This is a genomic window from Mycobacterium sp. NGS51 (assembly GCF_059812525.1).
Genome location: NZ_JCALCV010000026.1, coordinates 20,939 through 44,333 on the forward strand (window position 1 = coordinate 20,939; position 23,395 = coordinate 44,333).

Below are 23,395 nucleotides of genomic sequence, written 5' to 3' on the forward strand. Positions count from 1 at the left end.
CGGCAGCTAGTCGGCCACGTCCGCGATCGGCTCGTGCCGATGGTGGCGGGCCGGCGCGCGGATGGGCAGCATCGCCAGCAGCCCCGCCGCGAGTACGACTAGCAGGCCGCCCAGACCGGCCCGGTCAGCACCGAACAGATCGATGAACGCGAAGAACATCGACGGTGCCAGAAATGCTGCGGCTCGCCCAGTGGTGGTGTAGAGCCCGAAGGCCAGTCCTTCCTTGCCCTCAGCGGTCATTCGCAACAACAGAGCGCGCGCCGACGACTGGGTTGGGCCGATGAACAGACACAGCATGAGGCCGCATACCCAAAACGCCAGCGGCCCCGACAGCGCCAGCAGCAACAGCCCGACCGCAATCATCGAGGCCAGCGAGCCGAGGATGACAGTCTTGGACCCGACACGCTGGTCGAGGAGACCGCCGAAAACAGCACCCGTCGCCGCCACAGTGCTTGCTACCACGCCGAATAACAACACGCTGGCCTCTGAGATGCGATACACGTTGACGCCCAACACTGCCCCGAACGCGAACACGCCCGTCAGCCCGTCCCGGAACACGGCGCTGGCCAGCAGGTAGTAGACGACGTTACGGTCGCGGCGCCACTCGCCAACAAGATCCGACCAGAACTGGCGAGCCGCGCTCAACGCGGCGACCGGTGCAGCGTCATCACCGGGTATGGCCGGCGGTTTCGGCGCCCAGATCAACAAGGGCAGCGCGAAAAGCAAAAACCAGGCTCCGGTCAGCAGCATCGCCATGCGCACGTTCAGACCATCGGCCGTCGCAATGCCCAGCGCACCAGCCACCGGCCCGTCTCCTGCGATGAAGCCGACATACACCGCCAACAGCAAGGTCACGCTGCCGGCATAGCCTGCGGCCAAGCCAAAGCCGGATATTTTGCCCGAGGTCTCCGGCGTGGAGATCAGCCGCAGCGTTGCGTTGTACGGGACAGTGGCCAAGTCGCTGCAGGCTGCGGTGGCGGCCAGCAGTATCAGGCCCGGCAACAGGTAGCGGGCGTCGTCGCGGACCAAACTCATCATCGCGGTCAGCGCCGCCACCGCCCCGGTCAGGACGGTCAGCACGTTACGGCGTCGTCGCGGGTCAGCGACCCAACTTCCGGTCATCGGGGCGAGCAGGGCGACGGTGATGCCGGCAACCGTCATGGCCCGGCCCAGCGAACTCGTCGGCGATGTGCCCCCGCCGGCTCCCACCGACGCGGTCAAATACACCGGGAAAACGAACGTGATGACGACCGCATTGAGGCCCGTCGCTCCGCAATCCCATAGCGCCCATGCCAGCAACGGCGATTTTCGCACGATCACAAACCCTATCGCTGCCGACGGTTGCGGGCCGGTCAGCCCTCGGGGCCCAGCAGCACGTCGGCGTCGAAGCAGCTGTGGTCTCCGGTGTGGCAGGCGCCGCCGACCTGGTCGACCACTAGGAGCACCGCGTCGCCGTCGCAGTCCAACCGCACCGAATGCACATGCTGGGTGTGGCCCGACGTGGCGCCCTTGACCCACTGCTCGCCGCGGGACCGCGAAAAATACGTCGCCTCGCGGGTTTCCAACGTGCGGGCCAGCGCTTCGTCATCCATCCACGCGACCATGAGCACATCGCCGCTGCTGCGCTCCTGGACGATCGCGGTGAACAGACCGTCGGCGTTGCGCTTCAGACGCGCCGCGATTGTCGGGTCGAGCGTCATCGCACCGTAATCCCTTCAGCAGCCATCGCCGCTTTCACCTGCCCGATCGTCAGCTGGCGGAAATGAAAGACGCTGGCGGCCAGCACCGCATCGGCCCCCGCGGCTACCGCCGGTGCGAAGTCTTCGGCTGCTCCGGCCCCGCCACTGGCAATCACCGGCACGGTCACTGCCGCCCGGACCGCGCGAAGCATCGCCAGGTCGAAGCCAGCCTGGGTGCCGTCGGCGTCCATCGAATTCAACAGGATCTCCCCCACGCCCAATTCTGCGCCGCGAGAAGCCCATTCGACGGCGTCGATACCAGTGCCGCGCCGGCCGCCGTGTGTGGTGACCTCCCAGCCCGACGGTGTCGGCGGCGACCCGGCCGGCACGGTGCGCGCGTCGACGGACAACACAATGCACTGGGAGCCGAATGCTCGCGCCATCTCCGCCAACAGGTCAGGGCGTGCGATCGCGGCGGTATTGATCGACACTTTGTCCGCGCCCGCCCGAAGTAGCATGTCGACGTCGGCGACCGTGCGCACGCCGCCGCCGACGGTGAGCGGAATGAACACCTGCTCGGCGGTACGGCGCACCACCTCCAGCATGGTGGCTCGCCCCGACGACGATGCGGTCACGTCGAGAAAGGTCAGCTCGTCAGCACCCTCGGCGTCATAGGCGGCCGCGAGTTCAACCGGATCGCCTGCGTCGCGCAGGTTTTCGAAGTTGACCCCTTTGACCACCCGACCGGCGTCGACATCCAGGCACGGGATCACCCGCACGGCGACATCCATGCTCAGTAGCTCCCAGGGTCGCCAACGGCCCGCAGCAGCTCGAGCATCTGAGCATGCACGCCTGGTGCGGCCGCCAGCGCTGACCGCGATTGCGGGGTCCACTCTTCCCCGGCCAGATTGGTGACGATGCCACCGGCCGCCCGCACCAATGCCACGCCGGCCGCGTGGTCCCACACATGGTCACCGAAACTGATTGCACCGCCAAGGATGCCGTCGGCGACGTAGGCCAGATCGATGCCGGTAGCACCGTGCATGCGCAGCCGCGACGACACTCGGCTCAGACTCTCCAGCACTGCCAGGCGGTAGCGTCCTGGAAACCGTCCCCGCGACTCGACGTTGAACGTGCCGATGCCGATGACCGAATCGGTCAGGTCGGTGTGCTGCAGCGGAGGCTGCGGGGCACCGTTTTTGAGCAGCGGGCTGCCGACCACGGCCGTGTAGCGCTGCCCGATGAACGGTAGCCAGGTCAGACCTGCGACCGGATCACCGTCGTGCAACAAGCCCAGGAGAATGGCCGCCATGGGAGATCCGGCTGCGTAGTTGAATGTGCCGTCGACCGGGTCGAGTACCCATACCCACGGGGAGTCGAGGTCCGCACCGCCGAACTCTTCGCCATGCACCTCGATTCCGGTGTTCTTGACCAAGGCGTCGACGACCTGGCGTTCGATGGCCAGGTCGACCTTGGTGGCGAAGTCGTCTCCCTTTTTGGCCACCGCGGAGTCGGCGCGGTGGCCTTGCAGAAAGGGTTCGGCGGCGGCATCGAGGACCGCCGACGCTTCGGCCACCAACGCATCGAGGTCCTTGGTATCCACGGTCATTCGCGGACCGCCGCCAGAGCCTGCGGCAACGTGAAACGCCCTGCGTACAGAGCCTTTCCGACGATGGCACCCTCGACTCCGCTGTCGGCGAGCGTGGCGATGGCACGCAGATCGTCGAGGCTTGACACCCCGCCGGAGGCGATCACCGGGGCATCGGTGCGGTGAGCCACCGAACGCAGCAAGTCCAGGTTCGGCCCGGTCAACGTGCCGTCCTTAGTGACGTCGGTGACGACAAAGCGTGAACACCCTTCGCGGTCAAGGCGTTTCAACACATCCCATAAGTCGCCGCCGTCGGTTTCCCAACCGCGTCCGCGCAGCCGGTGCGCGCCATCGATGATTTGCACATCCAGGCCGACGGCAATTTTGTCGCCATGTTCGGCGATTACCGCAGCGCACCACTTCGGGTTTTCCAGGGCCGCGGTGCCGAGGTTGACCCGGGCGCAACCGGTGGCCAGCGCGGCGGACAGCGAGTCGTCGTCGCGGATACCGCCGGACAGTTCGACATGCACGTCGAGCTTGCCGACAACCTCGGCAAGTAGTTCGCGGTTGGATCCGCGACCGAAGGCGGCGTCGAGGTCGACCAGGTGTACCCACTCGGCCCCGTCGCGCTGCCAACCCAGCGCGGCGTCGATGGCCGAGCCGTATTCGGTTTCGCTGCCTGCGCGGCCCTGCACCAGGCGCACCGCGCGGCCGTCGACAACGTCGACGGCCGGTAACAACGTCAGCACAGTGCCTCCCGCGGCGCGAAAGTGTTGGTCATAATCCTTCGATCCAGTTGTTGAGCAGGGCCGCCCCGGCATCCCCGCTCTTTTCCGGGTGGAATTGGGTGGCGGCCAGCGGTCCGTCCTCGACGGCGGCCAGAAACGGTACCTGATGGGTGGCCCACGTCAGCAGCGCATCGGCTTCACCCGTCCAGCATTGGGCGGCGTAGGAGTGTACGAAATAGAACCGGTCGTCGGCGCTGAACCCTTTGAACAGTGCGCTACCCGGCGCGGCGGCCACCGTGTTCCAGCCCATGTGCGGGATCACCGGGGCGTCGAGCCGGGTGACAACACCGGGCCATTGCCCGCAGCCGTTGGTTTCGACCCCGAATTCGATACCCCGGGCGAACAGGATCTGCATACCGACGCAGACACCCAAGACGGGGCGGCCGGCCGCGACGCGTTCCGCGATCACCCGTTCGCCTCCGATCCCCCGCAGCCCGGTCATGCATGCCTCGAACGCGCCGACGCCGGGCACCACCAGACCGTCGGCGGCTGCGGCCGCGTTCAGATCGGAAGTCACCTCCACCGAGGCGCCGACCCGTTGCAGCGCACGCTGCGCCGACCGCAGATTGCCCGACCCGTAGTCGAGGACGACCACAGATTTTGTTGTCACAAGGCGCCTTTAGTGGACGGCACCCCCGAGACCCGCGGGTCGGGTTCGACGGCGTGACGCAACGCTCGGGCAACAGCCTTGTACTCGGCCTCGGTGATGTGGTGCGGGTCGCGGCCATACAGGACACGAATGTGCAACGCGATACGGGCGTTGTTGGCCAGCGTCTCGAACACATGCCGGTTGACCACGGTGTGATAGGGCACGGTGTTGCCGGCGATGGTGAAGTGCCGCAGGTGATCCGGCTCACCGGTGTGCACGCAGTAGGGCCGCCCGGATACGTCGACAGCGGCATGGGCCAGCGCCTCGTCCATCGGGATAAAGGCGTCCCCAAACCGGCGGATGCCGTTCTTGTCGCCGAGAGCTTGGCATAACGCTTGCCCGAGCACAATGGCGGTGTCCTCGATGGTGTGGTGTGCCTCGATCTCGACATCACCCTTGGCTCGCACAGTCAGATCGAAGCTGGCATGGCTGCCCAGCGCGGTCAGCATGTGGTCGTAAAACGGGATACCGGTGTCGATCTGAACCTGGCCGGTGCCGTCGAGGTCGAGTTCGACGACGATGTCGCATTCTTTGGTGCTGCGTTCCACACGCGCGTAGCGGTTCTGGGTCATGAGGCTCCTAGGGGCTGGGTAGGGGCTGGGCCAATTCGGTGGCAGCGATCAACGCGCTGGCCTCCAAGAAGATGTCGTTCTCCTCGGCCAGCCCGGTGGTGACCCGCAGATAGCCGGGGATGCCGACGTCGCGAATCAGCACGCCGGCATCGAGGTAACGCTGCCAGGCGGTGGGCGCGTCGGCGAACTGCCCAAACAACACGAAATTTGCGTCGCTGGGCACCACCTGAAACCCTAAGCCGCTCAACGCGGCTGATACCCGTTCGCGTTCGGCGATTAGGGTGGCGACACTGCCCAGTGTGTCGTCGGCGTGTCGCAACGCGGCTCGCGCGGCGGCCTGGGTCAGCGACGACAGGTGGTAGGGCAACCGCACCAACAACATCGCCTCGATCACCGCCGGGGTGGCGATCAGATATCCCAGCCGCCCACCGGCAAAGGCGAAGGCCTTGCTCATGGTGCGGGTGACGATCAACTTGGTCGGATACTCATCCACCAGCTGGATCGCGCTGGCCCGCGACGAGAATTCGCCGTAGGCCTCGTCCAGAATCACTATCCCCGGCACGACGTCCAGCAGCTGTCGCAGCTCTGACAGTGAAACACTCTGCCCGGAGGGGTTATTGGGGCTGGCGATGAAAACCACGTCGGGTCGGCGTTCGATTACCGCGGCGACGGCGGCCTCGATGTCGAGGCTGAAGTCGTGTGCCCGCACCGTCTCGACCCATTCCGTGCGGGTGCCATCGGCGATGATCGGGTGCATCGAATACGACGGGACAAACCCGATTGCGCTTCTGCCCGGCCCGCCGAAGGTCTGGAGCAGCTGCTGCAGGATTTCGTTGGAACCGTTTGCGGCCCAAAGGTGTTCAACACTCAGCTGGACGCCAGTCTGTGCAGTCAGGTAGCCGGCCAGGTCTCTGCGCAGCGCTACCGCGTCGCGGTCGGGATAACGGTGCAGGTCGGCGGCGGCGTCGCGTACCGACTGCACGACGTCGTCGACCAGCGCCCGGGTGGGCGGGTGGGGGTTTTCGTTGGTGTTCAGCCGCACCGGTACCGCCAACTGTGGCGCACCGTAAGGTGATTTGCCGCGCAGATCCTCACGCAGCGGCAAGTCCTCGAGTGTCACCGGCTTTCGGCTCATCGCTCGAACCTCCGGCGGACCGCCTCGCCGTGGGCGGGCAGATCCTCGGCTTTGGCCAACGTGATGACGTGGCCCGACACGTCTTTGAGCGCCGCCTCGGTGTAGTCGACGACGTGGATACCGCGCAGAAAAGTCTGCACCGACAGGCCGCTGGAGTGCCGGGCACAGCCCGCGGTCGGCAACACGTGGTTGGAGCCTGCGCAGTAATCGCCGAGGCTGACCGGCGACCAGGGTCCGACGAAAATTGCCCCGGCAGAACGGATCCGGGCCGCAACGGCGCCCGGGTCCTCGGTCTGGATCTCCAGGTGCTCGGCGGCGTAGGCATTCACGGCGCGGATACCGGCGTCGAGGTCGTCGACCAGGATGATCGCCGATTGTGGCCCGCGCAGCGCGGCGGTCACCCGTTCCCGGTGCACGGTGGTCTGCAGCTGGCTTGCCAGCTCGGCGTCGGTGGCGTCGGCCAGCGCGGCGCTCGGCGTGACCAGCACACTGGCGGCCATCTCGTCGTGCTCGGCTTGGCTGATCAGGTCCGCGGCGACGTGTGCCGAGTCGGCGGTGTGGTCGGCGAGGATGGCAATCTCGGTCGGCCCGGCCTCGGCATCGATGCCCACCCGGGAGCGGCAGAGCCGCTTGGCCGCGGTGACGTAGATGTTGCCGGGGCCGGTGACCATGTCGACGGGTGCCAGCTCGGCACCGTCGGTGTCGACGCCGCCATACGCCAACAGGGCCACCGCCTGCGCTCCGCCGACGGCCCACACCTCGTCGACGCCGAGCAGCCGCGCGGCGGCCAAGATCGTCGGGTGCGGAAGGCCGTCATATGCGGCTTGCGGCGGGCTGGCCACCACCAGCGACCCGACGCCGGCGGCCTGCGCCGGCACCACGTTCATCACCACGCTCGACGGGTACACCGCGTTGCCGCCGGGTACGTACAGGCCGACCCGCTCGACGGGAACCCAGCGCTCGGTGACCGTGGCGCCCGGGCCCAAGGCGGTGGTGTGGTCGGCGCGCCGCTGATCAGCGTGTACGGCGCGGGCGCGGTCGATCGCCACCTGCAGCGCGTCGCGGACCTCGGCCGCCAGGCCGGCCAGCGCCGCGTCCAGCGCGGCGGCCGGCACGCGTATCGCCGCCGGCCGAACCCCGTCGAAGGACTCACCGAAGTCCAGCGCGGCCTCGGCGCCCCGCTCGGCGACCGCTTCGACGATCGGGCGCACGGTCGGCAGCACAGCGTCGATGTCGGCGCCACCGCGCGGCAACGCGGCGCGCAGCCGGGCGGCGGATAAGTCGGCGCCGCGCAGGTCGATGCGGGCCATCAGGTTCACGTTGACCATTGTCCCAGAGCAGGCCAAATGGTTATCGGACCGGTACAGTGACCGCCATGCCCGCCACCGACCGCCCGAACGACGACGCGAAGCTGCCGGTTATCTTCCCGCCCTGGCTGGACCGGCTGCAGATCAAATACATGAACCCGGTGGTGAAGAAGGTCGCGCGTTTCCTGCCCGGTACCTCGATCATCAAACACCGAGGTCGCAAGTCCGGTAAGTCGTACGAAACCGTCGTCACCACCTATCGCAAAGGCAACCTGCTGGCCATCGCGCTGGGCCATGGCAAGGCCGATTGGGTAAAAAACGTGCTGGCCGCCGGTGAGGCCGACCTGCGGATCTCCCGGCGTGAGGTGCACCTCACCAACCCGCGGATCCTGCCGCCCGGCAGCGGCGGCGACAGCCTGCCCTGGCTGGCCCGCGTACAGGGGCGCCGGGTGGCGGTCCTGGTCGCCGATATCGCCTGAGGGCGCGTTCTAACGTACCTTGCAGTCAACCCGCGCCCAATGATCCTTACTTTGAAAAGTAAGAGTAAGATGGCCGCATGCGAATCACCAGCAAGGGACAGGTGACAATTCCGCAGCACATCCGCGAACGCCACGGGCTGCTACCGGAGACCGAGGTCGACTTTGTCGAGCGTGAAGGCGTCGTGACGATTGTGCCGCGAACGAGTGAACGTCCCGATCGTGGTGATAGGGCGGTTGCCGCTCTACGAGGCAGCGGACGTCGGACGATGTCGACCGACGAGCTGCTCCAGCTGACCCGTGACTGAACCTAACCGACCGACCGGGTACCTCGTCGACTCGAACGTGCTGTTGGACGTCGCAACCGAGGATCCGCATTGGTTCCAGTGGTCGTCGGCTGCGTTGACCACCGCTGCCCGCACCGCACCCCTACTGATCAACCCGTTGATCTACGCCGAGGTTTCGATGAATTACGACACGATCGAGGAGCTCGACGACGCCTTGCCCGAGGGCCTGTTCCGGCGAGTGCCATTGCCGTATCCCGCCGGGTTTGTGGCGGGGCGCGCTTTCCTCGCCTACCGGTCTCGCGGCGGGGAGCGGCGGTCGCCGTTGCCGGACTTCTACATTGGCGCCCATGCCGCGGTGGATCAGCTCACGTTGATTAGCCGGGATGCGCGCCGATACCGCACATATTTTCCGACCGTCGAAATCATCGCTCCCTCATAACAGGCGACGACTAAACGTCCAGGCCGACATCGAGCACACGCACCGAATGGGTGAGCGCGCCGACCGCGAGATAGTCCACGCCGGTGCCCGCGTAGGCCGCCGCATTATCCAGCGATAGCCCACCGGATGACTCCAGCTTGACCGCCGGCGCATGGGCGTTGCGGCGCTGCACCGCCGTTTGGGTCTGCCAGACCGGGAAGTTGTCCAGCAGCACCAATTCCGGTTCCTCGGCCAATATTTGGTCGAGCTGTTCGAGCGAGTCGACTTCGACTTCGCACGGCAGATCGGGCGCAGCTGCCCGCACGGCGCGCAGCGCCGCGACCACCGAGCCGGCCGCCGCGACGTGGTTGTCCTTGATCAACGCCGCATCGCCAAGCCCCATCCGGTGGTTGACGCCGCCGCCTACCCGGACCGCGTACTTCTGTAGCGCGCGCAGGCCGGGCAGTGTCTTACGGGTGTCGCGGATCTTCGCCCTCGTGCCGTGTACGGCATCGACCCAGGCGGCAGTCGTGGTGGCGATGCCGGACAGATGGCACACCAGATTGAGCATGGTCCGCTCCGCGGTGAGCAAGCCGAGCGCCAACGCCTCGATCGTCAACAGCGACGCGCCCGGCTGCAGCCGCGTGCCGTCCTCGACGCGGTCGAGCACCCGATAACCGTCGGGGCCCAGCACCTCGTCGAGCACCAGCAGCGCGACGTCCACGCCGGCGATCACGCCGGGCTCGCGGGTGATCAGCGATGCGGTGGCCATCGCCCCTTCCGGCACCGTCGCCAAGGTCGTGATGTCCGGCCCGTAGCGGAGGTCTTCGTCGAGCGCTCGGCCGATCGTGGCGCGCGCCTCGGCCACCTCGCATCCCGAGAGGGCCATCAGCACACCGCAGCCAGCGCCGCGGCGTGCACTGCGTTGTCCTCAGCCAGCCGCACGACGACGCTGCGCGCCTCACTGGGGGCAACCTGCGGGTAGTCGGCGCGGTGATGGCAGCCGCGGCTTTCCTCGCGGGCCAACGCAGCCGCGGCCACCGCGCGGGCAGTCACGGTCAATGCGACGTCTTCGAGATCGACGCGGTCCATCAGACTGCGCACCGGTGCCGCCGACAGTGTGTCGGCCAGCCGGTGCAGGCCGTCGGCGTCGCGGACTACCGAGGCGTCACGGGTCATCGCGCTCTGTAAGACGTTGCGCGCCAATGCCGTAGCGACTGGTAACGCGGGCAGCTCAGCGCGCGGCGGCCCGACTGCCACCGCATGCGCGGCCGCTGCTCTGCCGGCCCGGCCCCCGACGACCAAGCCTTCCAGCAAGCTGTTGGACGCCAGCCGGTTAGCGCCGTGCATCCCGGTTCGCGCCACCTCACCGGCTGCGAACAGTCCGGGAAGTTCGGTAAGCCCGTGGACATCGGTGACGACGCCGCCACAGCTGTAGTGCGCTCCGGGAACGACCGGAATCGGTTGCCGCACTGGGTCGATGCCGGCGGCCCGGCATGCGGCGGTCACGGTCGGGAAGCGGGTCTCGAAGCCGACGATGGCGCGGGCGTCGAGGTAGACACACGGGTCGCCGGTGGCGCGCAGCCGCGCGTCGATAGCGGCGGCGACGACGTCGCGCGGCGCCAGATCCCCCATTGGATGCACACCTGTGGTTATCGAATCACCCTGGGCGTCAAGCAATACCGCGCCCTCACCGCGAATGGCCTCGGTGACCAGGGGTCGGCGCCCGCCGCTGTGACCGTCGAACAGCATCGTCGGGTGGAACTGGATGAACTCGATGTCGCTGACCGCCACGCCGGCCCACAGTGCCAGCGCAATACCGTCCCCGGTGGAGCCGTCGGGGTTGGTGGTCGCGGCGTAGAGGTGCCCCAATCCGCCGGTGGCCAGGATCACCGACGGCGCGTGAATGATGCCGGGACCGTCGGCGTTGGCGACCAGCACCCCGGTCACATATGAGTCGTCGTGCAGCACTCGCAGGACCGCGTGGTTGGTGCGGATGTCCAGCACGCGCGCCGCATGGTCGAGCACCCGTTGCACCTCGGCGCCGGTAGCGTCACCGCCGGCGTGCACGATGCGCCGGCGCGAATGTCCGCCTTCTCGGGTCAGCGCCCACTGTCCCGGTCGTGATTCGTCGAATTGCGCACCGTTGCCGACTAATTCGGACACCGCCCGGTAGCCGTCGGCGACGATCGAGGCCACGGCATCGGGATCGCACATGCCCGCTCCGGCGGCCAGGGTGTCGGCGACGTGGGCTGCCACCGAATCCCCGGTCTGCGGCAGCACCACCGCGATCCCGCCCTGTGCGTAGTGCGTGGCGGTGACACCGGGCGTGCGGTCGGCCTTGGACAGCACGACGACACGCCTGCCGGCCCGTTGGGCGGCCAGCGCCGCGGCCAGGCCCGCGACCCCGGTGCCGATGACGACAACATCGGCCCGCTGCTGCCAGGCCGGTTGGGTGATCATTCGCCGCCGCCGGGCTGGCCGATGGCGATCATCCGTTGCACGCTTTGCCGTGCCAGCCGCGCTGTTTCGGGGTCGACGTGAACTTCGTCGGCGCCCTCGACCAAACAGCGCAGCAGCGCCGCCGGGGTGATCATCTTCATGAACTTGCACGACGCGCGGTCGTTGACCGCCTGGAAGTCGACCTGTGGGGCCGCATTGCGCAGTTGGTACAACATCCCCACCTCGGTAGCGACCAGCACCTGACGAGCCCCGGTCGTTCGTGCGGCGTCGAGCATGCCGCCGGTGGACAAGATCTTCACCCGCTCTTCCGGAAATGCGCCCTCACCGGCCAGATACAGAGCCGAAGTGGCGCAACCACATTCGGGGTGGACGAACAGTTCCGCGTCAGGATGCTCGCGGGCCTGGTCGGCCAGCTCGTCGCCGTTGATCCCCGCGTGCACGTGGCATTCGCCGGCCCACACGTGCATGTTCTGGCGGCCGGTCACCCGACGCACGTGGGCGCCCAGGAACTGGTCGGGGCAGAACAGCACCTCGCGATCCGGATCTATCGACGCCACCACGTCCACGGCATTCGACGAAGTGCAACACATGTCGGTGAGCGCTTTCACCGCGGCACTGGTATTGACATACGAGACGACGGCGGCGTCCGGATGGTCGTCCTTCCAGGCCCGCAAGTCCTCGGGAGTGATCGAATCCGCCAGTGAGCAGCCGGCCCGCTGGTCGGGGATCAGAACCGTCTTGTCGGGGCTGAGGATCTTGGCCGTCTCGGCCATGAAATGCACACCGCAGAACACGATGGTGTCTTCGGGCGCCTCGGCGGCGACTCGCGACAGCGCCAACGAGTCACCGACGTGGTCGGCGATGTCCTGGATCGCCGGCAATTGGTAGTTGTGCGCCAGGATTGTCGCGCCACGCAACTCGGCCAGCCGGCGGATCTCTGCGGCCCACTGTTCGTCGGCATCCACGCCGGAGTAACCGGTGGGAGAGTCGGTGATACGCGCGAGCAGTTCGTCGCCCAGCGCTTCCGTGCGATTCAGGGTCTCCGTCATGAGCGCCGCTCCTCTCGCCCCGATCAGGTTTTCGTCTTATAATCGAAAACGTGGTTCATACTAGCACCGAGCATGAGGTGCTCGCTGTCGTGTTCCAGGTTCGCGGGCTTGAATCGGGGAAACCCCAGCTCAACGTGCTGCTGTGGGAACGGGCCCGTGACCCGGAGCGGGGTGCGTGGTCGCTACCCGGCGGGCGGCTGCGCCACGACGAGGACATGACGACCTCGGTTCGACGACAGCTGGCCGAGAAGGTTGACCTGCGTGAAGTCGCTCACTTGGAGCAGCTCGCTGTGTTCTCCGACCCAGCACGGGTGCCGCGCACCCGCACCATTGCGTCGACTTTTTTGGGCTTGGTGCCCTCCCCCGCCACCCCGGAGCTGCCGCCGGACACTCGCTGGCATCCGGCGGCCAAGCTTCCGGCCATGGCGTTCGACCACGGGCCGATGGTCGACCATGCCCGGGCCCGGCTGGTGGCCAAGATGTCCTACACGAACATCGGATTCGCGCTGGCACCAAGGGAATTCGCTGTCTCGACACTGCGCGATATCTACAGCGCCGCACTGGGCTATCAGGTCGATGCCACCAACCTGCAGCGGGTGCTGGCCCGCCGCGGCGTCATCACCCAGACCGGCACCATCGCGCAATCCGGGCGCAGCGGCGGGCGTCCGGCGGCGCTGTACCGCTTCACTGACTCGCAGCTGCGGGTCACCGACCAGTTTGCCGCGCTGCGGCCGCCGGGCATGACTTAAGCGAGTCGACTGGATTCTTAAGGCCTTCTTAAGTAACAATGCCCCGATGGACATTGGCAGCCTCGCGACCACATCGACCGGCGCCGATTGGATCGGCCGGCCCCAGCATGAGGAGTTGCAGCCCAAGGCACGCCCCGTCCTGCCGTCGAAGGACCCGTTTTACCAGCCGCCACCAGGCTTCGAGCACGCCGTGCCGGGGACCGTGCTGCGGTCCCGGGATGTCGAACTGGCGTTTCTGGGTCTGATCCGCCAGCCCATCACCGCCACCCAGCTGCTGTACCGGACCACGGACCGCAACGGCGATCCGCAGACCACGGTGACCACCGTGATCGTGCCCGCCGGCCTCAAGCCAGGCCAGGTCTGCCCGCTGTTGTCCTATCAGTGCGCGATCGACTCGGTGTCCTCCCGTTGTTTCCCGTCCTATGCGCTGCGCCGCCACGCCAACGCCGTCGGCTCGTTTGCGCAGCTGGAGTTCCTGCTGGTCAACGCGGCCCTCGCCGAGGGCTGGGCGGTCTCGGTGCCCGACCACGAGGGGCCGCACGGCTGGTGGGGCGCGCCGTATGAGCCGGGCTATTGCGTGCTCGACGGGGTCCGGGCCGCGCTGAGCTCGGAGCGCCTGGGGCTGTCCCCGTCGGCGCCGGTCGGACTCTGGGGATACTCCGGCGGCGGCCTGGCGACCGCCTGGGCGACCGAAGTCTGCGCCGATTACGCACCCGAACTCGACATTGCCGGTGCCGTGCTCGGGTCGCCCGTCGGCGATCTGGGCAACACCTTCCGCAAGCTCAACGGCGGTCTCTTTTCCGGTTTGCCTGCCCTGGTGGTGGCCGCGCTGGCGCACATCTACCCCGATCTGGACCGGGTGATCAAAGAGCACGCCAGCGATGAGGGCCGCGCGCTGCTATGCCGGCTGGAGACGATGACGACGGTGGGCGCCGTGCTCCGGATGGCACGCAAGGACATGGGCGAGTTCCTCGACCGGCCGCTCGGCGAGGTTCTGGACATGCCGGAGGTCCAGAAGGTCTTCGACAACATCAAGCTGGGCACCACGGTGCCGACGCCGCCCGTGCTGATCGTGCAGGCCGTGCACGACTACATCATCAACGTCGACGACATTGACGCGCTGGCCGATGCATATTCGGCCGGCGGCGCCGACGTCACCTACCACCGCGACGCGTTCTGCGAACATCTGCTGCTGCATCCGCTGTCGGCGCCGATGACGCTGCGCTGGTTGCAGGACCGCTTCGCGCGCCGCCCGTTGAATACTCGTCGGGCCAGGACCAAGTGGCCGACCATGTTCAATCCGGCCACCTACACCGGCATGGCGCGGCTCGCCGTGATCGCGGCGAAGGTGATCACGGGACGGACGGTGGACCAGCGTCCACTGTGACCGGCTGGGGCAGCCGGGATTCGACAGCGGGATAGCCGCCGAGGTCGTCGCGTGCAGTTGCGGCGGCCAGCACGGCGTAGACCAGCGCGACGGTGGCAACAGGCAGCAGCAGTGTGCACGCGACGTGCAGCGGCGACTGGCCGAAGAACACCGGCGGCGCCTCGGTGAAGTAATACACCCGGTGCTGTTCGGTCACCGGAGCGGCAGCGAAATCCGTTGCGCCATAGTGAGTGTGCACCAGCAGCGCGCCTGCCGTCGTCGCCGCCGCGGCGGCGCCCAGCACACCGATACACAGCGCGCCGACCATGCCCGGGCCGCGGTGTGCCCGCCACTGCCATAACAGCACCGCCGCCAGCACGGCGACCACATTCAACAGTCCGAGCATCAAAAACGCGGCGACGAAGAAGTGGTCGGATTCGTTGCCGAGGTAGTCGTGCACCCGATCCCCGTCGTGGGTCAGCGCCACCACGCCGTGGATGGCCGGGGCCAACCACGCCCACAGCGCACCGATCAACACCCCCGTCACCAGCAAGCCGACCACTACGGCGATGACTGCCCGTCGTCGCGAGGTGCGGGGCGCCGCGGCCGGCCGACCGGCGGGTTCGCTCACCGCTGCCCGTCCAACTCGGCCGAATCCACCACGCCGTGTCGTGAACACTTCGCCCACCAACCGTCGGGACGGACTTGCACCACCATTCGGCGGCCGCATTCGGCACAGAACCGCGGCGGCTCCAACCCCAGCTGGGCCGCCGTGGGTACCGACGTGCCTGCCTTGGCTCCGGTGTAGACGTTATAGACGCCGGCCCCGACCGGACCGGGCAGATCGACAACCATCACAGGCTGGCGTTGAGCGCCTTGATCGGCATCTGCAGATCGTCGAGCAGTTCCAGGTCGGCCTCAGCCGGACGGCCCAGCGTGGTCAGGTAGTTCCCGACGATCACCGCATTGATGCCGCCCAAGATGCCCTGCTTGGCGCCCAGATCGCCGAGAGTGATCTCCCGGCCCCCGGCGAAGCGCAGCATGGTGCGCGGCAGCGCCAGCCGGAAGGCGGCGACGGCTCTCAACGCGTCGGCGGCCGGCAGCACCTCCAGGTCGCCGAACGGGGTGCCGGGCCGCGGGTTCAGGAAGTTCAACGGCACCTCGTCGGGGTCGAGGTCGGCCAGATTGGCGGCAAACTCCGCGCGCTGCTCGAGCGTCTCCCCCATCCCGAGGATGCCGCCGCAGCACACCTCCATGCCGGCCTCGCGCACCATCGACAATGTGTCCCAACGCTCTTCCCAGGTGTGCGTGGTGACGACGTTGGGAAAATGCGAGCGGGCGGTCTCCAGGTTGTGGTTGTAGCGGTGGACGCCCATCGCCGACAGCCGGTCCACCTGCTCCTGCGTCAACATCCCCAGCGAGCAGGCGATCTGAATGTCGACCTCGTTGCGGATCGCCTCGATGCCGGCGGCCACCTGCGCGAGCAGGCGCTCGTCGGGTCCACGTACCGCGGCGACGATGCAGAACTCGGTGGCGCCGGTCTTGGCTGTTTGCTTGGCCGCCTCGACCAGGCTCGGGATGTCGAGCCAGGCGCTGCGTACCGGCGAGGCGAACAGCCCCGACTGCGAGCAGAAATGGCAGTCTTCCGGGCAGCCACCGGTTTTCAGGCTGATGATGCCCTCGACCTCGACCTCGGGCCCGCACCAGGCCATCCGCACCTCGTGGGCCAGCGCCAGCAGCTCCTCGAGCCGGTCGTCGGGCAGCTGCAGCACGTGCAGCACCTGGTCCTGGCTCAGGCCCTCGCCGCACGTCAGCACCTGCTGTCGCGCGACAGTGAGGATGTCCGTGCTGCCGGCATCGGTGGTCGGTCGCGTCGCCGCCTGGGTCACCAAGTACTCCCGTCGCTGCCTTACTTGAACGGTGTTCAGGTTAGGCTAGCGGCGTGCAGCTGCACAAACGTGACGTCGTCGAAGCCGCCGCCGCGATCCTCGACCAGTATGGGATCGCCGATCTGACGATGCGTCGGCTGGCACGTGAACTGGGCATCACGCCGGGCGCGCTGTACTGGCATTTTTCCGACAAGCAGCGGCTGCTCGGCGCCGTCGCCGACCACGTATTGCGGCCGACCGACATCGCTGCCGGTCTCGGCGCCGATGTCGATTGGCGCCGCCGGGTGCGCACCGTGTGCTCACGGATGCGCGATGCACTGCTCTCCCACACCGATGGCGCTGAGCTGGTCTCGGCGAGCTTTGCCGCCGGACAATCCCGCGGGGTCAGCCACCTTCTGGTGGTGCTGGCCGATGCGGCCGCCGAAGCCGGGCTCGGCCCCGAACAGTCCGAGTTGGCCGCCCGCACCATCCTCTACTACGTACTGGGGGCCACCGCCGACGAGCAGTCCCGCATGCAGTGGGACGCCGCCGGCGCGGTACCCGAGGCGCAGTCGATGATCGAGCCATCAGCGGACCCCGGCAGCGGATTCGACTTCGGGCTGCGGTTGCTCATCGACGGCATAGCGGGCCAGTCGGCGACCGGGCGGGTGTTGGCCGACATGGTCGGTGCCATCGCGCCGCGGTAAGCCGGCCGTACCGTCGGGGTAGCTTGGCCAGTACCGGTGAGATTCCGACCGGTCCACAACGCCAGGATCGCCGAGAGCATGACGACACTCAGCAGTTCGCACGTCGACTACATGGCGCATCATTACCTGCTGCTGGCCCTTCCTGCGTTCCTGCCGGCGGTGATCGTCGTCGGTGTCGTGCTGTACGTCGCGCTGCGGGACAGGCGCCGCGCGCACCCGGAGGCCCGGCCACCGGCCGACGACCAGCCCAAGTGACCGGGTCTACTGCCGAATCGCCCGAAGTTTCAATGTGGGATGGATCGGCAACCTACTGTGAGGTCAGTTACCTATAGGCGATCAGTTCTCCCGGGGCGGCCCGGCGCAATTGGGAGGAGATGGCGGTGCAAGTAACGGTTCTCGCGGAGGCGCCCGCAGGCGGTGCCGGCCTCGACCAGGTGATCGGCCTCGGGATCGCCGCGGCGGTGGTGGCTCTGGTGATGTTGTGGGCTGGATACGCCCACCGCACGCACAAGATCAGTTGGCTGACCCGCGTCGGCGAGCGGTTGGGCCAGAAGTTCGATCGTCCCTCCTGGGTCGCCCTGCCGGTTCTGGTGTTCACCACCTCGATCATCTGCGCCCTGTTCGGCTTTATCTGGGATGTCAGCTGGCATATCGGCAACGGCCGTGATCCCGGGCCGTTGGCCAACCCCGCGCACTACTTCATCGTCATCGGCTTATTCGGGATCTTCCTGGCCGGCATGTTGGCGGTGGTGATGCCGTTCGAGAAGCCGGGACCGGCGGCGATGCGCATCACCCACGACTGGTACGCCCCCATCGGCGGCTTGCTGATGGCCGGCTGCGGTCTGTATGCGCTGATCGGCTTCCCCCTCGACGATATTTGGCATCGCATCTTCGGCCAGGACGTCACGCTCTGGGGCCCAACGCATTTGATGATGATCGGCGGCGCGGGGTTCTCTCTGTTCGCGGTGCTGATGCTGGAATACGAAGGCGGACGGGCGTTACCGGACACGCCCGAGCAAGGTGCTTTCGCGACAGAGGAGCGCCGGTTCATCAAATTCCTGCGCTACTTGTCGTTCGGCGGATTGCTGATCGGCATGTCGGTCTATCAGATCGAGTTCGATTTCGGCGTCCCTCAGTTCCGGCTGGTGTTTCAGCCGATGCTGATCGCCGCCGCCGCAGCGATCGGCACCATCGCGGCGCGCCTGACGATGGGACGGGGCGCGGCAATTATCGCGGCCCTGTTCGCGATTGCGTTGCGTGCCGGCGTGGCGGTGCTAGTCGGTCCGATCCTGGGTGCCCCGATCAACTGGTTCCCGCTGTATCTGGGTCCGGCGGTGGTTGTCGAGTTGGTGGGCCTCACTCCGCTGATCCGACGGCCGATTCTGTTCGGCGCCGTCGCCGGTCTGGGTGTCGGAACCGTCGGGCTGTGGCTGGAGTCGCTGTGGATCGGCGCGGTGTACCACTACCCGTGGCCGGTCACCATGTGGGGCGCAGCGCTGGCCATGGCCGTGCCGGCGGCGGTGCTGACCGGAATCTGCGCGGCGATGTTCGGGATGGTGCTGACCGGCCAACGCCTGCCGGGCCGGGCGATCGGCATCGCGACCGTAGTAGTCACCGTGCTGGTGCTCGGCGGCGCGGTAGCCAACGGCTTGCATATCCGGGTGCCCCAACAGGACACCGCCACGATCGCGCTCACCGATTTGCCCAGCCCACCTGGACAACGAATGGTGTCGGCGGAAGTGCAGATCAATCCGCCCAACCTGGTGAGTGACCACCCGGACTGGCTCACGATCCTGTCCTGGCAGGGCCGAATGGAACATGATCGCGGCTTGTTCATCGATTCGCTCGACCGGGTCGGACCCGGGCACTACAAGTCCACCAAGCCCGTTCCGGTGTGGGGGTCCTGGAAGACATTGCTGCGCGTCCAAGACGGCTACACGATGACGGCGGTGCCGATCTGGGCCCCGGCTGACGACGCGATTCCCGCACCGGAGATTCCCGCCTTGGCCACCAGCACCCGTCCGTTCGTGCTCGAAGTCACGATCCTGCAGCGCGAACGCGACCCAGCCGTACCGGCGTGGTTGTTCACCGCCGGCGGGATCGTCGTACTGATCTTCACGCTGATGGTGATCGCCGGCCTGACCTGGGGCGCGGGGCGCATCAACGCGGCCGACAACGAGCCCGGACAGCCGGAGGAGGCGGCGGCGAAGCATTCACCCCCGCGGGCGGCATAGCCGGAATAGATTGGTGCACATGATATCTCGCGCTATGCTTGCGATAGCTGTTGTGATGGTGCTGGTTTCGGGGCTGACCGGGTGCGGGGGTAACCAAAACAAGGACAGCGCAAGCTCGCCGGCCGGACTCGAAGTCAAAGTCACCATCGCCGACGGCAAGGTCACTCCGACCAACGCCACGCTGCAGGCCAAAGTCAAAGAACAGATCACCTTCCACGTCACCAGCGATGCCTCCGACGAGCTACACGTGCACTCGGTACCCGATCACGAATTCCCGGTCGCGGCCGCCCCGGACCAGACGTTCCAATTCAGCGTCGACGTCCCGGGCAATGTCGACGTCGAACTGCATCACCTGGACCGGATAGTCGCGACAATCCAAGTCCGTCCGTGAACCTGGCGCACGGGCTGGGCGGCTCGAGCGATCTTCCCGTTCCCTACGCCTATGCGATGGTCGGAGCGGCGTGGGCATTGACCTTCACCTTCGCGCTGGTCGCATTCGCTTGGCGGCAGCCACGATTCGACCCGCTCAAGCCCGGCCGACCGTTGCCGACCGCACTGACCACGCTGGTGGATGCGCGTCTCACCCGCTGGACAGCAGCCGCGGTGGCGCTGGTGTTTGCGGCATGGGTCGTGATGGCCGGGCTGTGGGGTCCACAGACGCAAGCCAACGCCTTGCTCGGGGTGTTCTACGTGTTGCTGTGGGTCGGTTTGGTGGCGCTTTCGGTGCTGTTCGGGCCGGTATGGCGGGTGATCTCGCCGGTGCGCACGCTGTATCTGTTGCTGATCCGCATCATCCCGGCGCGGCTTCGTGGTCCGCGGCTTTCCTATCCGGAAAGCTGGGGCTACCACCCCGCTGCGGTGGGGCTGTTCGCTTTTGTGTGGATGGAACTCGCCAGCCCGAATCCCGCGTCACTGCCAATGGTCAAAACCTGGTTGTTGATCTACGCCGTGGTGCTGTTGGTCGGGGCGTGGCTGTGCGGGCAACGCTGGTTGGCCCGAGCCGACCCCTTCGGGGTCTACAGCATGGCGGTGTCCCGGCTTTCACCGTTTCGCCGCAACCTCGACACCGGCCAAATCGTGGTCGGCAATCCCTTCGATCATCTGCCGTCGTTGCCGGTTCGGCCGGGCGTGGTCGCGGTGCTGGCGGTGTTGCTTGGGTCGACGGCGTTCGATAGTTACTCTGCGTCGCCGACGTGGCGCAGCTTCGCCGACCGGCTCACCCATGATGCCCACGGCTTGCCGGTGACGCTGTCGTCGTCAGCGCTGCGTACCATCGGGTTGCTGGTGTTCATCGCCGTTGTGGTGCTGACCTTTTCATTGGCGGCGCGGGCAACCGGTGGGGTTGACCGTGAGCAGCGCCGGGCGTTGCCCGGGCAGATGGCGCACTCGCTGATCCCGATTGTGGTGGGCTACATCTTCGCCCACTACCTGTCCTACCTGGTGGAGCGCGGCCAACAGGCCATCTTCGCGTTGGCTGATCCGCTTGGCCACGGCTGGAATCTGCTCGGCCTGGCGCACCTGCACGTCGCCTATGTGTTGTCTCTGCATCCCACAGTGCTGGCGGTGATCAAGGTGACCTGCGTGGTCACCGGGCACATCGTGGCGGTAATTGCGGCGCACGACAAGGCATTACGGCTGCTGCCGACCGGCTATCAACTCACCGGCCAGCTCACCATGATGCTGGTCATGGTCGGCTACACCTTCACCGGTCTATATCTGTTGTTCGGCGGATAGTAGATACTCCGCACGCTTGTTGCCGTCCCAGCGGCGCAGTGCAGCGAAGCTGCCCTCGATCTGCGCCGGTCGCCCCGCGATGCGCAACGCGCGGCCCAGTTGGCCACCCCCGATGCGACGGGCCAGTGTGACGTGCGGAGTCCACTGACCGGGCAAGCTGTTGGGCATCGGCGCGGGCTGCAGATGCGGCCGGCACAGTCGGTGGACCTCGGCGTGCAGCGCCAGTAGGTCAGCCGTGGGCACCATCAGCCGCGCCAGCACCGCGTTGGATCTGCCGAACAGCAACGACGCCCCCACCGCGCAGCTCAGCGGCAGCCAGTCGAGGACCGCGCTCAGCAGCGCATCCGTTTCCGGCGCGATGTGCTGGGCGACGACCATCGTCACGTGCGGTCGCGCCGCCGGCGCTTGGCTGGGTATGCCGGCGTCGGCCAGTTCGGTCCAGATGCGACGGATCGCCGCTTCGGTGTCGGCGTCGAAGACCAGCTCGATCGAATGAACCATCAGCCGACCACTGTGGTCACCCAATGCCGGTCGAAGGCGTGTGCGCTCGTGGCGGCGAACTCGGCGGGGTCCATCGATCCAGCCCCGGCGGGCAGCACTGCCCGCACCGGCGCCAGCTGCTCCAGCGCCCACCGGTTGGACGTCTCCACCGCCCCGGCATGTGCCGGCCAGCTGCCGATCACCAGCCCGGTGCATGAAATACCCTGTACTGCAAGTGCTTCCAGCGTCAGCGCGGTGTGGTTGAGGGTGCCGAGCTCGGCGGTGGCCACCACCAGCACCGCGGCGCCGAGGTCGGCCGCGATGTCGCGCAGCGTGATGCCTCCCTGGCCGAGTTCGACCAGCAACCCGCCGGCGCCTTCGACCAGAGTCAACCGGCGCGGCCGATCCACGGCGCGGATGAAGTGCAGCATGTCCTCGCGGGTGGGCAGGCTCATTGCGGCCTGTTCGGCCGCGGCCACCGGCGCCATCGGCTGCGGATAGCGCGCCAAGCCGGCCACCTCGTCGACTCCGGATAGCCGGGTGACTTCGACGAGGTCGTCGTCGCCGGCCTCGGTGCCGGTCTGCACGGGTTTGCATACCGCGACGTCCACGCCGATCTGACGTGCCTGAGCGGCCAGCGCCGCGGTGGCGACCGTTTTACCGACCCCGGTCCCGGTCCCGGTGACGACCAGGACCGTCAACGGCGTGACAGCACGTCGGTCAACACGGTGCGAGCCAGTCCGAGCTCGTCGGCGTCGAGTGACGCCCGGGCGGTCAGCCGCAGCCGAGATGTCCCGGCGGGCACGGTCGGAGGCCGGAAACATCCCACCCGCACACCGGCGTCCAGGCAGGCGGCCGCCGCGGCCAACGCCACCTCCGGGTCGCCCAGAATCACCGACACCACCGCCGAGGCGGGCTCTGTTGGTACGGCGCAGATCTCGGCCAGAGTGCGGGCGTGGGTGAGCACCGCTCGCGGCCGCCACGACTCGGCTCCCAGCACCCGCAACGCCGCCAGCGCAGCGCCGACTGCCGCCGGCGCGAGCCCGGTGTCGAAAATAAACGGCCGGGCGGCGTCGATCAGATGATCACGCACGGCCGCCGAACCAAGTACCGCGCCGCCCTGACTGCCGAGCGCTTTGGACAGCGTGGTCGTCATCACCACGTCAGGCGCACCGGCCAGGCCGAGCTCGTGCAACAGTCCACGCCCGCCGCTGCCGCGCACCCCGAGACCGTGAGCTTCGTCGACAATCAACAGCGCGCCGTGCCGACGGCACACCTCGTGCAGTTCTCGCACCGGCGCGAGCGCCCCGTCGGCGGAAAACACCGAGTCGGTGACGACTACGGCACGCTCTTCGTCGCGCGACGCCAGCGCTGCCGCTACGGCACCGACGTCGCGGTGCGGCGTCACCTGCACCCGCGCCCGCGACAACCGGCACGCGTCGACCAGCGAGGCGTGGGAGTGGGCGTCGGACACCAGCAGCGAACCCGGACCGGACAACCCGACGACCGCACCCAGGTTGGCGGTATATCCCGAAGAGAACACCAAAGCCGCTGCGGCGCCAGTGAATTCGGCGAGTGCCGCCTCCAATTCTTGGTGCAGCTCGGTGTCGCCGGTGACCAGCCGCGATCCCGTCGCGCCGGTGCCCCAGATGCGCAGCGCAGCCACGCCGCCCTCGATGACGGCCGGATGCTGCGAGAGACCCAAATAGTCGTTGGATGCCAGGTCCAGTTCGGTGGCGACCGGTGGGCGCGGCCGCAGCGAGCGCCGCAGCCCGGCATCCCGGCGCCGGTCGGCGTGTGCGTCCAGCCAGGCCAGTGGCGAAAGGTCAATCGGTGACTTCATCGC

28 protein-coding genes are annotated in these 23,395 nt (G+C 67.4%); 10 read left to right on the forward strand and 18 right to left on the reverse strand.

Features of this window, described 5'->3' with window-relative positions:
* Positions 1–6 precede the first annotated feature (6 nt).
* Genes AC5Y5W_RS23370 through hisD form a run of 9 tightly spaced genes read right to left on the reverse strand, consistent with a single transcriptional unit; the run spans position 7 to position 7,724 of the window.
* Complete coding sequence (locus tag AC5Y5W_RS23370) at positions 7–1,314, reverse strand: MFS transporter (protein WP_500013399.1); 1,308 nt, start codon at positions 1,312–1,314, stop codon at positions 7–9.
* Between the two features lie 38 nt (positions 1,315–1,352).
* Positions 1,353–1,700 carry a phosphoribosyl-AMP cyclohydrolase gene (gene hisI, locus AC5Y5W_RS23375; RefSeq protein WP_500013401.1) on the reverse strand — a complete coding sequence of 116 codons (348 nt, stop codon included), beginning with the start codon at positions 1,698–1,700 and terminating at the stop codon, positions 1,353–1,355.
* A complete protein-coding gene (gene hisF / locus AC5Y5W_RS23380) occupies positions 1,697–2,470 on the reverse strand; it encodes an imidazole glycerol phosphate synthase subunit HisF (protein WP_500013403.1) in 774 nt (257 codons plus the stop codon). The genes hisI and hisF overlap by 4 nt, the downstream gene beginning before the upstream one ends.
* Before the next feature lie 2 nt (positions 2,471–2,472).
* The gene (locus tag AC5Y5W_RS23385; protein WP_500013405.1) at positions 2,473–3,288 is read right to left on the reverse strand and encodes an inositol monophosphatase family protein; all 816 of its coding nucleotides are present in this window, start codon (positions 3,286–3,288) and stop codon (positions 2,473–2,475) included.
* The gene (gene priA / locus AC5Y5W_RS23390; RefSeq protein WP_500013406.1) at positions 3,285–4,016 is read right to left on the reverse strand and encodes a bifunctional 1-(5-phosphoribosyl)-5-((5-phosphoribosylamino)methylideneamino)imidazole-4-carboxamide isomerase/phosphoribosylanthranilate isomerase PriA; all 732 of its coding nucleotides are present in this window, start codon (positions 4,014–4,016) and stop codon (positions 3,285–3,287) included. The genes AC5Y5W_RS23385 and priA overlap by 4 nt, the downstream gene beginning before the upstream one ends.
* A gap of 28 nt (positions 4,017–4,044) precedes the next feature.
* Entirely contained in the window at positions 4,045–4,665 is a 621-nt protein-coding gene (hisH, locus tag AC5Y5W_RS23395) for an imidazole glycerol phosphate synthase subunit HisH (RefSeq protein WP_500013408.1), read from the reverse strand.
* A complete protein-coding gene (hisB, locus tag AC5Y5W_RS23400; protein ID WP_500013410.1) occupies positions 4,662–5,276 on the reverse strand; it encodes an imidazoleglycerol-phosphate dehydratase HisB in 615 nt (204 codons plus the stop codon). The genes hisH and hisB overlap by 4 nt, the downstream gene beginning before the upstream one ends.
* Positions 5,277–5,283: 7 nt before the next feature.
* A complete protein-coding gene (locus AC5Y5W_RS23405; RefSeq protein WP_500013412.1) occupies positions 5,284–6,411 on the reverse strand; it encodes a histidinol-phosphate transaminase in 1,128 nt (375 codons plus the stop codon).
* On the reverse strand, positions 6,408–7,724 hold the full coding sequence (hisD, locus tag AC5Y5W_RS23410) for a histidinol dehydrogenase (protein ID WP_500013478.1): 1,317 nt from the start codon (positions 7,722–7,724) through the stop codon (positions 6,408–6,410). The genes AC5Y5W_RS23405 and hisD overlap by 4 nt, the downstream gene beginning before the upstream one ends.
* A 62-nt stretch (positions 7,725–7,786) precedes the next feature.
* Between hisD and AC5Y5W_RS23415 the strand changes: the two genes are divergently transcribed.
* From AC5Y5W_RS23415 to AC5Y5W_RS23425, 3 genes are all read left to right on the forward strand, one after another.
* Positions 7,787–8,197: a nitroreductase family deazaflavin-dependent oxidoreductase gene (locus tag AC5Y5W_RS23415; protein ID WP_500013414.1), complete on the forward strand. Its 411-nt coding sequence runs from the start codon at positions 7,787–7,789 to the stop codon at positions 8,195–8,197.
* Positions 8,198–8,274: 77 nt separating this feature from the next.
* Positions 8,275–8,502, forward strand: a complete 228-nt coding sequence (locus AC5Y5W_RS23420) for an AbrB/MazE/SpoVT family DNA-binding domain-containing protein (protein WP_500013416.1) — start codon at positions 8,275–8,277, stop codon at positions 8,500–8,502.
* Positions 8,495–8,920 carry a type II toxin-antitoxin system VapC family toxin gene (locus AC5Y5W_RS23425; RefSeq protein ID WP_500013418.1) on the forward strand — a complete coding sequence of 142 codons (426 nt, stop codon included), beginning with the start codon at positions 8,495–8,497 and terminating at the stop codon, positions 8,918–8,920. The genes AC5Y5W_RS23420 and AC5Y5W_RS23425 overlap by 8 nt, the downstream gene beginning before the upstream one ends.
* Positions 8,921–8,930: 10 nt before the next feature.
* Here AC5Y5W_RS23425 and nadC read toward each other — a convergent pair whose 3' ends face one another.
* From nadC to nadA, 3 genes are read right to left on the reverse strand one after another with little or no spacing between them, the layout of a single operon-like run.
* Complete coding sequence (gene nadC, locus AC5Y5W_RS23430) at positions 8,931–9,788, reverse strand: carboxylating nicotinate-nucleotide diphosphorylase (protein WP_500013420.1); 858 nt, start codon at positions 9,786–9,788, stop codon at positions 8,931–8,933.
* The gene (locus AC5Y5W_RS23435; protein ID WP_500013479.1) at positions 9,788–11,359 is read right to left on the reverse strand and encodes an L-aspartate oxidase; all 1,572 of its coding nucleotides are present in this window, start codon (positions 11,357–11,359) and stop codon (positions 9,788–9,790) included. Before AC5Y5W_RS23435 ends, nadC begins: the two co-directional genes overlap by 1 nt.
* Positions 11,359–12,411, reverse strand: a complete 1,053-nt coding sequence (nadA, locus tag AC5Y5W_RS23440; RefSeq protein ID WP_500013422.1) for a quinolinate synthase NadA — start codon at positions 12,409–12,411, stop codon at positions 11,359–11,361. Before nadA ends, AC5Y5W_RS23435 begins: the two co-directional genes overlap by 1 nt.
* A 50-nt stretch (positions 12,412–12,461) precedes the next feature.
* Here nadA and AC5Y5W_RS23445 point away from each other — a divergent pair, with 50 nt between their 5' ends.
* Both AC5Y5W_RS23445 and AC5Y5W_RS23450 read left to right on the forward strand, forming a co-directional pair.
* A complete protein-coding gene (locus AC5Y5W_RS23445; protein ID WP_500013424.1) occupies positions 12,462–13,160 on the forward strand; it encodes an NUDIX hydrolase in 699 nt (232 codons plus the stop codon).
* Positions 13,161–13,206: 46 nt separating this feature from the next.
* On the forward strand, positions 13,207–14,547 hold the full coding sequence (locus AC5Y5W_RS23450) for a lipase family protein (RefSeq protein ID WP_500013425.1): 1,341 nt from the start codon (positions 13,207–13,209) through the stop codon (positions 14,545–14,547).
* On the opposite strand, the gene AC5Y5W_RS23455 is transcribed toward AC5Y5W_RS23450, so the two are convergent.
* Genes AC5Y5W_RS23455 through bioB form a run of 3 tightly spaced genes read right to left on the reverse strand, consistent with a single transcriptional unit; the run spans position 14,513 to position 16,415 of the window.
* On the reverse strand, positions 14,513–15,157 hold the full coding sequence (locus AC5Y5W_RS23455; protein WP_500013427.1) for a DUF2567 domain-containing protein: 645 nt from the start codon (positions 15,155–15,157) through the stop codon (positions 14,513–14,515). The genes AC5Y5W_RS23450 and AC5Y5W_RS23455 overlap by 35 nt on opposite strands.
* The gene (gene bsaP, locus AC5Y5W_RS23460; RefSeq protein WP_500013481.1) at positions 15,154–15,381 is read right to left on the reverse strand and encodes a biotin synthase auxiliary protein BsaP; all 228 of its coding nucleotides are present in this window, start codon (positions 15,379–15,381) and stop codon (positions 15,154–15,156) included. Before bsaP ends, AC5Y5W_RS23455 begins: the two co-directional genes overlap by 4 nt.
* Positions 15,381–16,415 carry a biotin synthase BioB gene (gene bioB, locus AC5Y5W_RS23465; RefSeq protein ID WP_500013429.1) on the reverse strand — a complete coding sequence of 345 codons (1,035 nt, stop codon included), beginning with the start codon at positions 16,413–16,415 and terminating at the stop codon, positions 15,381–15,383. The genes bsaP and bioB overlap by 1 nt, the downstream gene beginning before the upstream one ends.
* Before the next feature lie 53 nt (positions 16,416–16,468).
* Between bioB and AC5Y5W_RS23470 the strand changes: the two genes are divergently transcribed.
* From AC5Y5W_RS23470 to AC5Y5W_RS23490, 5 genes are all read left to right on the forward strand, one after another.
* Complete coding sequence (locus AC5Y5W_RS23470; RefSeq protein ID WP_500013431.1) at positions 16,469–17,101, forward strand: TetR family transcriptional regulator; 633 nt, start codon at positions 16,469–16,471, stop codon at positions 17,099–17,101.
* A 78-nt stretch (positions 17,102–17,179) separates the two neighbouring features.
* A complete protein-coding gene (locus tag AC5Y5W_RS23475) occupies positions 17,180–17,356 on the forward strand; it encodes a hypothetical protein (protein WP_500013433.1) in 177 nt (58 codons plus the stop codon).
* A gap of 119 nt (positions 17,357–17,475) precedes the next feature.
* Positions 17,476–19,335 carry a hypothetical protein gene (locus AC5Y5W_RS23480; RefSeq protein ID WP_500013435.1) on the forward strand — a complete coding sequence of 620 codons (1,860 nt, stop codon included), beginning with the start codon at positions 17,476–17,478 and terminating at the stop codon, positions 19,333–19,335.
* A 19-nt stretch (positions 19,336–19,354) separates the two neighbouring features.
* The gene (locus AC5Y5W_RS23485; RefSeq protein WP_500013436.1) at positions 19,355–19,726 is read left to right on the forward strand and encodes a hypothetical protein; all 372 of its coding nucleotides are present in this window, start codon (positions 19,355–19,357) and stop codon (positions 19,724–19,726) included.
* Positions 19,723–21,069, forward strand: a complete 1,347-nt coding sequence (locus AC5Y5W_RS23490; protein WP_500013438.1) for a hypothetical protein — start codon at positions 19,723–19,725, stop codon at positions 21,067–21,069. Before AC5Y5W_RS23485 ends, AC5Y5W_RS23490 begins: the two co-directional genes overlap by 4 nt.
* On the opposite strand, the gene AC5Y5W_RS23495 is transcribed toward AC5Y5W_RS23490, so the two are convergent.
* From AC5Y5W_RS23495 to AC5Y5W_RS23505, 3 genes are read right to left on the reverse strand one after another with little or no spacing between them, the layout of a single operon-like run.
* Complete coding sequence (locus AC5Y5W_RS23495) at positions 21,046–21,570, reverse strand: 2'-5' RNA ligase family protein (RefSeq protein WP_500013440.1); 525 nt, start codon at positions 21,568–21,570, stop codon at positions 21,046–21,048. The genes AC5Y5W_RS23490 and AC5Y5W_RS23495 overlap by 24 nt on opposite strands.
* Positions 21,570–22,250 (reverse strand): dethiobiotin synthase, encoded by a 681-nt coding sequence (gene bioD / locus AC5Y5W_RS23500; protein WP_500013442.1) that lies wholly within the window; start codon positions 22,248–22,250, stop codon positions 21,570–21,572. Before bioD ends, AC5Y5W_RS23495 begins: the two co-directional genes overlap by 1 nt.
* Positions 22,247–23,392 (reverse strand): 8-amino-7-oxononanoate synthase, encoded by a 1,146-nt coding sequence (locus AC5Y5W_RS23505; RefSeq protein ID WP_500013444.1) that lies wholly within the window; start codon positions 23,390–23,392, stop codon positions 22,247–22,249. The genes bioD and AC5Y5W_RS23505 overlap by 4 nt, the downstream gene beginning before the upstream one ends.
* Positions 23,393–23,395: the final 3 nt, after the last annotated feature.

What these genes read in the sequence shown, in the direction of transcription:
- AC5Y5W_RS23415 (WP_500013414.1), top strand. Translation starts at nt 7,787, where the DNA reads ATGCCCGCCACCGACCGCCCGAACGACGACGCGAAGCTGCCGGTTATC.
- nadA (WP_500013422.1), bottom strand. Translation starts at nt 12,411, where the DNA reads ATGACGGAGACCCTGAATCGCACGGAAGCGCTGGGCGACGAACTGCTC.
- AC5Y5W_RS23475 (WP_500013433.1), top strand. Translation starts at nt 17,180, where the DNA reads ATGACGACACTCAGCAGTTCGCACGTCGACTACATGGCGCATCATTAC.
- AC5Y5W_RS23405 (WP_500013412.1), bottom strand. Translation starts at nt 6,411, where the DNA reads ATGAGCCGAAAGCCGGTGACACTCGAGGACTTGCCGCTGCGTGAGGAT.
- AC5Y5W_RS23485 (WP_500013436.1), top strand. Translation starts at nt 19,355, where the DNA reads ATGATATCTCGCGCTATGCTTGCGATAGCTGTTGTGATGGTGCTGGTT.
- AC5Y5W_RS23505 (WP_500013444.1), bottom strand. Translation starts at nt 23,392, where the DNA reads ATGAAGTCACCGATTGACCTTTCGCCACTGGCCTGGCTGGACGCACAC.
- AC5Y5W_RS23450 (WP_500013425.1), top strand. Translation starts at nt 13,207, where the DNA reads ATGGACATTGGCAGCCTCGCGACCACATCGACCGGCGCCGATTGGATC.
- AC5Y5W_RS23385 (WP_500013405.1), bottom strand. Translation starts at nt 3,288, where the DNA reads ATGACCGTGGATACCAAGGACCTCGATGCGTTGGTGGCCGAAGCGTCG.
- hisI (WP_500013401.1), bottom strand. Translation starts at nt 1,700, where the DNA reads ATGACGCTCGACCCGACAATCGCGGCGCGTCTGAAGCGCAACGCCGAC.
- AC5Y5W_RS23495 (WP_500013440.1), bottom strand. Translation starts at nt 21,570, where the DNA reads ATGGTTCATTCGATCGAGCTGGTCTTCGACGCCGACACCGAAGCGGCG.
- AC5Y5W_RS23480 (WP_500013435.1), top strand. Translation starts at nt 17,476, where the DNA reads ATGGCGGTGCAAGTAACGGTTCTCGCGGAGGCGCCCGCAGGCGGTGCC.
- bsaP (WP_500013481.1), bottom strand. Translation starts at nt 15,381, where the DNA reads ATGGTTGTCGATCTGCCCGGTCCGGTCGGGGCCGGCGTCTATAACGTC.
- hisB (WP_500013410.1), bottom strand. Translation starts at nt 5,276, where the DNA reads ATGACCCAGAACCGCTACGCGCGTGTGGAACGCAGCACCAAAGAATGC.
- hisF (WP_500013403.1), bottom strand. Translation starts at nt 2,470, where the DNA reads ATGGATGTCGCCGTGCGGGTGATCCCGTGCCTGGATGTCGACGCCGGT.
- AC5Y5W_RS23420 (WP_500013416.1), top strand. Translation starts at nt 8,275, where the DNA reads ATGCGAATCACCAGCAAGGGACAGGTGACAATTCCGCAGCACATCCGC.
- nadC (WP_500013420.1), bottom strand. Translation starts at nt 9,788, where the DNA reads ATGGCCCTCTCGGGATGCGAGGTGGCCGAGGCGCGCGCCACGATCGGC.